This window comes from Terasakiella pusilla DSM 6293 (assembly GCF_000688235.1).
In the GTDB taxonomy this organism is placed as follows: domain Bacteria; phylum Pseudomonadota; class Alphaproteobacteria; order Rhodospirillales; family Terasakiellaceae; genus Terasakiella; species Terasakiella pusilla.
Genome location: NZ_JHYO01000035.1, coordinates 26,802 through 34,183, shown reverse-complemented (window position 1 = coordinate 34,183; position 7,382 = coordinate 26,802). Strand labels below are relative to the sequence as shown.

Here is a 7,382-nt window from a genome sequence, read left to right as displayed (position 1 = left end):
AGTTTTGCTGATGCCAAACAACTACATGGGCACCGCTATGCCCGTCTGAGAGGCCTGACTAAAGTGAAAGAGCAATGCTTGATGGCAGCCACCGCCCAAAACATCAAGAAAATCGCCCTCATCTTAGCCCGTCTCAGGTTTTTATGGCGATATTTACCCACTGGAACGCCCACATATGCCTGAAAATGAAGCAGTGGAGCAACCTGCTTAAAGAAATGTCCAACAGAACAAAAAAACACAACCTTATAGAAAATAACAAACCCCGCCAAAATTGACGGGGTTTGTCAGAGATCTGAGCGTCCTAAAATACTGGGACGCTTTTTTTATTCTCTTACACAAAATTGGGCTAAGCCTGTTTTTTGCGATCTTCCTTGATATTACGCACATAGGCTTGTTCGCAATGGGTCTCGCAGTAAGGTTTGCCTTCTGTTGATTTTTCACCACAGAAATGAAACCCTGGCGTCCCCGGATCACCGATTGGCCAAGCACACATGCCCGGACGCAACTTGTCCAGCGTCACCACTTCTGGCTCCGGTGCTTTTTTCTTTTTCGCAGGTTTACGCTGAATGGGGGATTGGCGCTTTGGCAAACCCAGTCGGTGCACTTTACCAACAACGGCGTTTTTAGTCACATCGAGACGACGCCCGATTTCACTGGTTGCAATGCCTTCGTTCCAGAGCTGTGTCAGCAACTCGATACGTTCAGGCGTCCAATCTACACTCATAATCGTTCCTTGTGGGTTCTCAATTCTCGCGCTTGGTCACTGTAGCACAGAGCAGCAGCAAGAACGACTTATCAACTTTATCCTAAAGTGCGCGCACATTACAAAATCTCCAACGTTCAAGCAACATGGAAAAGCAAGAAATTCACCTTATAGGGTGTTTTCAGGCACTTTCGCCTGTTTTTTGCATTTCTCATCCGCTAACTTGCGCGCTGCGTTTGCTATTTCTGTCGAGACTCCGGCTTCTGCCAGCTTTTCACGCAGATAGCCCATCTCGTCAGGGTGATGTGTTCTAAAGTGACAAGACACCTCGGCAAGAACTTTCACTTTCTCCAGCCCCGTCTCACTGGCACGATATTTATCGATCGCCACCTGCAAAACACTTGCGGCCTCGCCCACCCGCGCGGCATGGGTTGCGATAAAGCCCAGCACAGCTCCCACACTCACCCCTTCCAACACACAGGCACCTGTCAACACCCCCGTAGCAAACAGGCCTGCAATCACTCTGATCTTCATATCCTTCCCCTCATAAAAAAAAAGCCCTTTGCCACCGGCAAAAGACTTCAACCACTCTTAAATTCAAAAATACGTTACGGGATATCGCGATAAAAAACGTGCTGCCCGATCTCCACACAGGGGATTTGATAGCGCGCCCACGCAGGTAACAATCCATCCACATGATAATGGGTTGCCCCGCCCGTCATATCCGTCAACGCCCCAAAAACAGCGCGTCGGGCCACACGTAAACAAGTTGCAAAGACCTTGTTCTGGCGATCGACCTGCAGAATTTTTTCACGGTTCGGATCATTGACGTTCCAACACGAAAACTGCCACGGTTTCAGACAGACTTTTTCAACATCACTGCCCCACCAATATCCGCCACGTTTCAGGGCTTTCTCCACTCGGTTGATAATCACACAGGCAACCGCCTCAATCCCGCGCACCTTTTCCCCACGGGCTTCGCCATAAAGGGTACGGGCCAGAATATCAATCGCGGTTTCCGGTGATTTTGTATATCTGGACTGCGTCATCTCAGTTCCTTTCGCGTACAGGTAAATCAAGTTTGTTTTCGATACGGACCAAATGTCCGGTTAAACGCCTCTCCACATCTTTCATGTAGGTGATGGAGGCATAATTTTGCGCAACTTCCAGCTTGTAGGCCGACAGGCTCTCACGGCTGTTGCCCAGTCCATTGTCCGTATGTTCGCGCAAATCCGACAGGGTATCGTCGAAATCCTGTCGATTTTTCCAGATCATCCAGAATAGGCTCGCCATTGCAGGCAATTCAAAGGCCGTAATCCACCAAATCAGGTCGATGCTCCAGCTTCCCTTCATTTTTCACTCCTTAAAGACACAAAAAAACGTCCTGCACGCGCCCGCAGAACGTTTAAAATTTTCTAGATTTAAAAGACCTTAAACCCCTTGATCCAACTCACTCGGACCTTTCAGACTTTCCCAGGCTTCACCGGCACTGACGACGCAGGCAACCCCGGTCGGTCGGGTGACGATAATCGTCCAGCTTCCTTTGGTAGAGGCGAAGACTTCAACAACACCGCCGTTGCCCGCCAGTCCCATAGAAACCGGTTCTTCCTGATAGCGTTTTTTCAAGGTATCAATGATATCCATGCGTTGACCACACAGGTTCTGGGCCAGCGCTTCCCAGCTAAACGACATCATGACCGCGCATAAGATCCCTATGCTCATGAAGGCTCTCATCGTGTCCTCCTGTCAAAATGAACTCTAGAAGATATATGGGGAGTTTTTTCACCCGTTCAACGCCTCGATTGCCCTTCATAAAGTAAACATCAACTCAAAGATTAAAGTCTGTCGTTGCCTGATGGCTTGCACTGCCCCCGCCCCAACGGTTCATTACCTTGCCTTCCAACTCAAACAGGGGCTGACGGGAAAGGCGCACCGGTTCACTGGACAAACATCCCGCAACCGCATCCAGCGCGTCATCCCGTGTTGCCACATTCGCCACCCATTCACGCATCTCTACTGGGAACTTCGTTTTCAACACCTGCTGATGCACATGCAAGGCTTTGGACGCCAACACGACGTCAAAGGCACTTAAGATCCGTTCAGCCTTATTGGTACGGGAATGTTTCTCAATCACCGCACAGCGAACACCTTGTTTTTCCAATTCTCGACGAAGCAGTCCGGGTAAGAATTTACCCACGCCATTTGTCTCCAGACAAACCGAGGGTAAATAATACTGGCGCACAAAATCCACCACCTGCCCACAAAGCTGAGTTGCCTCGTCCACCTTGGCAATCAGGCGCGGATCATGGGTCATATAACGCAACCCATGCAGCCAGTACCCCCCCGTTTCATCAGTAAAGACGGCTGCAATCACACTCGCGTCCCCTTTGTCTGGGCTACCAAAAGAAGGGTCCCACCAACAGCTCGACGACACAAGACGTTTGTCCTCCAGGTAAAGCGAGGCTTGCTGATTATGCTCGCGATAATCCAGTTCAGCCGTGTAAGGCTGCATCAAATCCGGGTCAAGGCGACTTTCCGAGATATTGACCGGACGCAACATCATCTGGCTTTCAAACTTATTGCGCCCCGTCCGACGTTGAATGGAAGCAATATTTTTGTCAGGGAAACGTTCCGGCCATTGGCTTTTGCCGTTCACATCCAACAAAGGCAGTTTAAATCGCTCAAACTCTGCCAAAAACGGCTCTTCCCCATCCTGCGCCTTATCGCCATAGATCGTATAAAATGTATGAGGCGTCCCCACATAAAGCTGCAAGCCACCGGGGACGATCACATAGTCTATTTCTTGCAAACGGGCGCGCAAATCCAGGCGTTTCGGTGCACTATCACAGGTATTCGGGACTTCTACATCATCACAAATCACCACATCAGCACGGGATCCCGTAATGTTTGCACCGATCCCTTTTGCCAACATAGACGGATCACGCAATTCACTAGGCCTGTTGACAGTAAACTGATCCGAAGCCCATTGTTCTTTGCGTTTCGGTTTAAGCGCTTTCGTCAGGGGGTGGCGCTCTATGATCCGTTTGACATTACGCACCATCTTTTTTGCCAGCGCAAAATCAGCCGCCATCACCATGATCCGGCGATCTGCATCCAGATACAACAGCCACGCACAAAACAGCCCAACCAATGTACTTTTGCCGCTGTTGCGAAATGCCATCAACAACAGTTCACGCTGGCCTCCGATCCAGCATTGATCCAGCCATCGACAAATTTTCAAGTGATGTTGTGGCATGCCCAATCCCTGCAACTGATCCCACAACATGACAAATTCCGGGAACACCACACGTTTTTCCATTTTTTTCTCTTCTCCTTTTTAGAAAGTGTGTGCCGCCAAACTACCCTTCCAGTTCTTGTAAAGCTGCGCGTGCCCCTGCCAAAAGGTCTGCAATTTCCTCCCCTTCAGAGTGGACGTGCGCTGCAACCTCTTCAGGCGTGTTTTCACACCAGCGCATCAGCTTTGCTAAAACCTCCACATGGGTTAAAGCTGCCTTGCAGGCACTGTGATAAGCGGCAAACCCTTTTGCATCTTCTGGTAAAGGGCTGTCCAAAAAACCTTCATAACTTATCACCGCATCATGAATGTAGGTCGGCAGCGTCCGTTCAAGCTCCTGGCGAACCGTTTCCAGAAGGCGCGTTTTGCGACGACGACGTCTACGAACCGGTCCTGTTTTTTTCTCTTCCATCCCAATCCTCAAGAAAAAGCCGCCCCGACTTGAAGCAAGGGCGGCTTTATTTTTTTAGTCGACTAACAAACCTATGGGCTGCACCCCTGCCAATTGTTCAGGCGTTGTGGCCTGATCAATTTCCGGTATTTCCGTTGCATCCCGCAACATTTGCTTTTGCACCGCAATGTCCTGTTGCAAAACCGTATCTCCACTTTCGAGGGCTTTCATATAGGCTGCGTCCAGATTTTTCAAAACAGGGGCACGCGCCGTGCGGATTTTGTCGCGCCAAATCGCACGTGCCTTACTCATATCCACCTCAATCACGGGGCCGTTGAGTTGCCACGCATCGCGAAAAAGGCGTTTCTCCGGTTTCTGGATTTCATGGACTCGATCGGTTCCTGAGGGGGTTTTAATAAAGACATCTGTCATGCTGCTTTCTCCTGTATTAAATTCCACGCATTACGCCAGTTTCGTGTTGCGGGTAATTGAGTTTTGCGACAAATCAACAGCCGCACCGAATTGCCTTGAGCCTGCTTCCAGATATGTGCCGGTACGTCTTTCTGGATCAGGTACTCGATTGCTTCTTCTTCACTCATCGCTGCGATTGGTGGGGTCTCATGTAAAATATGTCCATTGAGCACTCGACCGTTCTCACCATATTCCAAGTCATGATAAACATGCACAGGTGGCAAAATCCCCCCCTGTAACGCACAAGCCAGCCAGTTTGGATCCGGAATTAAGACCGCAGCAGGATGGTCGAGATCAGACTCAAAGACGATACGGTAATTAGATTGGACAGGCTCCAGCTGGTGATGGGCGAGCTCAAGGCGCTGCCAGAGCGGGAGTTCTGCCAATACGGTCACGGTTTTTCCGTTAAACTGATTCGTGACGAGCTTTCCCATTAGGCTAAATCTCCATTCAAGGTAACGCTGTACATGCCACAATCATAAATGCCCGCACTGAGACTATACTTACAGATCACATGCACGCTGCTTGGCGTAGGGTCTCTAAAACGATCAACTTCAGCGCACATACCAAAATAGCTACCATACGCTTGATCTGTCATTTGTATTGAAGTGCCAATGGAGGGATATTGATCTGCCATTGCATTTGTAAGATTGAACCCATACGTTCCCACCGCCACATCAACAGCGCTGCTCACATTTAAACTCTTGTTCACAACACCGCCCACACCATTGTAGTTCACCAACGCCTTGGCAACCCCATCAACCAGCGCCTCCACAGCAATGGCTTTATTACCGATCAAACTTTCAAGTTTATTTGCCTTGATCGTCATTGCGCTAAATCTCCTGCTATAATCACGTTTAGATGCTCACAATCATAGTTATTGCCGTTAGAGGATGACATAGTAAGGACATTCACCACACTGGCCTCCCGTCCATAACATTCGGCCTTTGTATTGTTTCCATAAAAACTATTGACCAAATACTTACATGTAGAATTGCTACAAAATTCAGCATCCCTCATAGCGTTGATAAAGCTCAACTCCACATGACCTATATTCAGGTCAATCGCAGAGCTTACATTGAAACTCTGCCGCAGGATCGCTGCGCCTCCATTATAATTCCCCCATGCTTTGGCAGCCGATTGCTTCGCCAGCTCAACAGGGCCACCTGCTTGATTTTGAATTTTATTGGCTATTATCGTCATATCAACCTCCCACCACTGTCCATGTTCCATCAACTGTTACGGTTGCTTCAGCTGGTGCCATTGTTGTTTTTTCGTAAGGTACTATCTCTGTACCCTCGACCGTCTGCGCGCCAAAAATTTGTAAAGTTGAAGGCTGATAACAATAAGCTACCAGATCAAAATTCAGATTGGCGTTCGCCACAAACGTGAAAGAGAAGCGTTGCCACGCAGCCGTCGGCGTCCCGATATTGACCACATCTCCGTCCCCTTGGTCTCCCTCGATATGCGTGACATGACCGCTGGTCAGTTTAAAATAGGCTGAAAATGTATAGGTCTGCCCAACAATAAAATCTGTAGGCCCGTAGCGTATCAAAGCAGGTTCAGTAAGACTAACCTCACTGACCTGCTGAGTAACACCGAACGGATTAAGACCGTTAACATTGGCAACCGACCATTGGTTCAAAGGGTCTGTCCAGACTCCTTGCGTCAAGTCCTCCGACCAAAGAAATTCATTTGTCTTGGCGATCCTGATCGGTCCGGCGCTCATGCCGTTTGTACCGACAGGAATAGTGATATTCTCAACAATCGTCGAACTGTTGGTTCGAATGATTGAATTTGTCCCCAAAGACGGCCCGCTAAGCTGAACCGACGGATCAATTTTTTCTTGAGTGATCGCGCGATCTTCAACGTCAATAGTTTGAATCTTATCTGTTTTACGCCGCAACTCCGAATAATCCACACTGGCAGCTGCTGTTTCTGCTGCGATCTGCGACTCTTTCGCCTGTTGCGCGGCTAAAACCGTTGCTTCTGCACTTTGCTGGGCTTGTAAAATATCGGATACCGTTGGCCCCGGAACAGGAGATCCAGCGTCATCAAACGCAAGCGAGCGACGACGCCGCGCCTCTTTTGTCGGCAACACAAGTGTCGCATCCCCATCCGTCGGGTTTAACATCAGGGCACGGTTGTTAATGTCATCGGCATTTTGCTGCTCCACCGCGACCAGATAATCCAGCTCCCGATTAATCACACGTGCATGAAAAGCACCACCTTCTGCAAAATCACTGGTGCGATGGATGTCTAGCCGTCGACGCAAAGTGACAATGACACCGTTCTCTGGCGGGTGGCTAAAAACCACATTTCCCCCGACACTCTGCCCCGCCCCCTGCACACTATAGGTGCCGCTCTGTAAGGTTTCCCCCAGATAAACTTCAAGATCACTCTCTTTAAAAATGGCGAAAGGATAGATAAACTCGCTTTGCTGCCCATCCCCAATGGCCTGAATACGCGGACGCACATCGCCAATTACGATTTCCTCACTCATCGTCTTTGTTCCTTTAAAA

At 49.3% G+C, this 7,382-nt stretch carries 13 protein-coding genes; 1 reads left to right on the top strand and 12 read right to left on the bottom strand.

Annotation, left to right across the window (positions count from 1 at the left end):
• Window positions 1-183, top strand: a 183-nt coding sequence (locus tag Q397_RS24815; protein ID WP_205618860.1) for a transposase, incomplete at its 5' end; no start/stop codon positions are given.
• Between the two features lie 163 nt (window positions 184-346).
• Here the strand turns inward: Q397_RS24815 and Q397_RS0117840 are convergent.
• The 12 genes from Q397_RS0117840 to Q397_RS0117785 form a co-directional block, all read right to left on the bottom strand.
• Window positions 347-724, bottom strand: coding sequence for a GcrA family cell cycle regulator (locus tag Q397_RS0117840; RefSeq protein WP_038014664.1), 378 nt, complete (start codon window positions 722-724; stop codon window positions 347-349).
• A 147-nt stretch (window positions 725-871) separates the two neighbouring features.
• Window positions 872-1,237: a hypothetical protein gene (locus Q397_RS0117835; RefSeq protein WP_156950774.1), complete on the bottom strand. Its 366-nt coding sequence runs from the start codon at window positions 1,235-1,237 to the stop codon at window positions 872-874.
• A gap of 74 nt (window positions 1,238-1,311) precedes the next feature.
• Window positions 1,312-1,752, bottom strand: a complete 441-nt coding sequence (locus Q397_RS0117830) for a cell wall hydrolase (RefSeq protein WP_028880568.1) — start codon at window positions 1,750-1,752, stop codon at window positions 1,312-1,314.
• A gap of 1 nt (window position 1,753) precedes the next feature.
• Window positions 1,754-2,056: a hypothetical protein gene (locus Q397_RS0117825; protein ID WP_028880567.1), complete on the bottom strand. Its 303-nt coding sequence runs from the start codon at window positions 2,054-2,056 to the stop codon at window positions 1,754-1,756.
• Window positions 2,057-2,134: 78 nt separating this feature from the next.
• Entirely contained in the window at window positions 2,135-2,425 is a 291-nt protein-coding gene (locus Q397_RS0117820) for a hypothetical protein (protein WP_084149115.1), read from the bottom strand.
• 106 nt (window positions 2,426-2,531) lie between these two features.
• Window positions 2,532-4,022, bottom strand: coding sequence for a phage terminase large subunit (gene terL / locus Q397_RS0117815; protein ID WP_028880565.1), 1,491 nt, complete (start codon window positions 4,020-4,022; stop codon window positions 2,532-2,534).
• A 40-nt stretch (window positions 4,023-4,062) separates the two neighbouring features.
• Window positions 4,063-4,410, bottom strand: a complete 348-nt coding sequence (locus Q397_RS0117810) for a hypothetical protein (protein WP_051610285.1) — start codon at window positions 4,408-4,410, stop codon at window positions 4,063-4,065.
• Window positions 4,411-4,464: 54 nt separating this feature from the next.
• Entirely contained in the window at window positions 4,465-4,821 is a 357-nt protein-coding gene (locus tag Q397_RS23260) for a hypothetical protein (protein WP_038014660.1), read from the bottom strand.
• Window positions 4,818-5,294: a hypothetical protein gene (locus Q397_RS0117800; protein ID WP_028880563.1), complete on the bottom strand. Its 477-nt coding sequence runs from the start codon at window positions 5,292-5,294 to the stop codon at window positions 4,818-4,820. Before Q397_RS0117800 ends, Q397_RS23260 begins: the two co-directional genes overlap by 4 nt.
• Entirely contained in the window at window positions 5,294-5,689 is a 396-nt protein-coding gene (locus Q397_RS0117795; RefSeq protein ID WP_028880562.1) for a hypothetical protein, read from the bottom strand. The genes Q397_RS0117800 and Q397_RS0117795 overlap by 1 nt, the downstream gene beginning before the upstream one ends.
• Window positions 5,686-6,063, bottom strand: coding sequence for a hypothetical protein (locus Q397_RS0117790; RefSeq protein WP_038014658.1), 378 nt, complete (start codon window positions 6,061-6,063; stop codon window positions 5,686-5,688). Before Q397_RS0117790 ends, Q397_RS0117795 begins: the two co-directional genes overlap by 4 nt.
• A gap of 1 nt (window position 6,064) precedes the next feature.
• Window positions 6,065-7,363 carry a phage head spike fiber domain-containing protein gene (locus tag Q397_RS0117785; RefSeq protein ID WP_028880560.1) on the bottom strand — a complete coding sequence of 433 codons (1,299 nt, stop codon included), beginning with the start codon at window positions 7,361-7,363 and terminating at the stop codon, window positions 6,065-6,067.
• Window positions 7,364-7,382 lie beyond the last annotated feature (19 nt).

Coding starts and splice junctions, on each gene's coding strand:
- Q397_RS0117840 (WP_038014664.1), bottom strand. CDS start 724: ATGAGTGTAGATTGGACGCCTGAACGTATCGAGTTGCTGACACAGCTC.
- Q397_RS0117835 (WP_156950774.1), bottom strand. CDS start 1,237: ATGAAGATCAGAGTGATTGCAGGCCTGTTTGCTACGGGGGTGTTGACA.
- Q397_RS0117830 (WP_028880568.1), bottom strand. CDS start 1,752: ATGACGCAGTCCAGATATACAAAATCACCGGAAACCGCGATTGATATT.
- Q397_RS0117825 (WP_028880567.1), bottom strand. CDS start 2,056: ATGAAGGGAAGCTGGAGCATCGACCTGATTTGGTGGATTACGGCCTTT.
- Q397_RS0117820 (WP_084149115.1), bottom strand. CDS start 2,425: ATGAGCATAGGGATCTTATGCGCGGTCATGATGTCGTTTAGCTGGGAA.
- terL (WP_028880565.1), bottom strand. CDS start 4,022: ATGGAAAAACGTGTGGTGTTCCCGGAATTTGTCATGTTGTGGGATCAG.
- Q397_RS0117810 (WP_051610285.1), bottom strand. CDS start 4,410: ATGGAAGAGAAAAAAACAGGACCGGTTCGTAGACGTCGTCGTCGCAAA.
- Q397_RS23260 (WP_038014660.1), bottom strand. CDS start 4,821: ATGACAGATGTCTTTATTAAAACCCCCTCAGGAACCGATCGAGTCCAT.
- Q397_RS0117800 (WP_028880563.1), bottom strand. CDS start 5,294: ATGGGAAAGCTCGTCACGAATCAGTTTAACGGAAAAACCGTGACCGTA.
- Q397_RS0117795 (WP_028880562.1), bottom strand. CDS start 5,689: ATGACGATCAAGGCAAATAAACTTGAAAGTTTGATCGGTAATAAAGCC.
- Q397_RS0117790 (WP_038014658.1), bottom strand. CDS start 6,063: ATGACGATAATAGCCAATAAAATTCAAAATCAAGCAGGTGGCCCTGTT.
- Q397_RS0117785 (WP_028880560.1), bottom strand. CDS start 7,363: ATGAGTGAGGAAATCGTAATTGGCGATGTGCGTCCGCGTATTCAGGCC.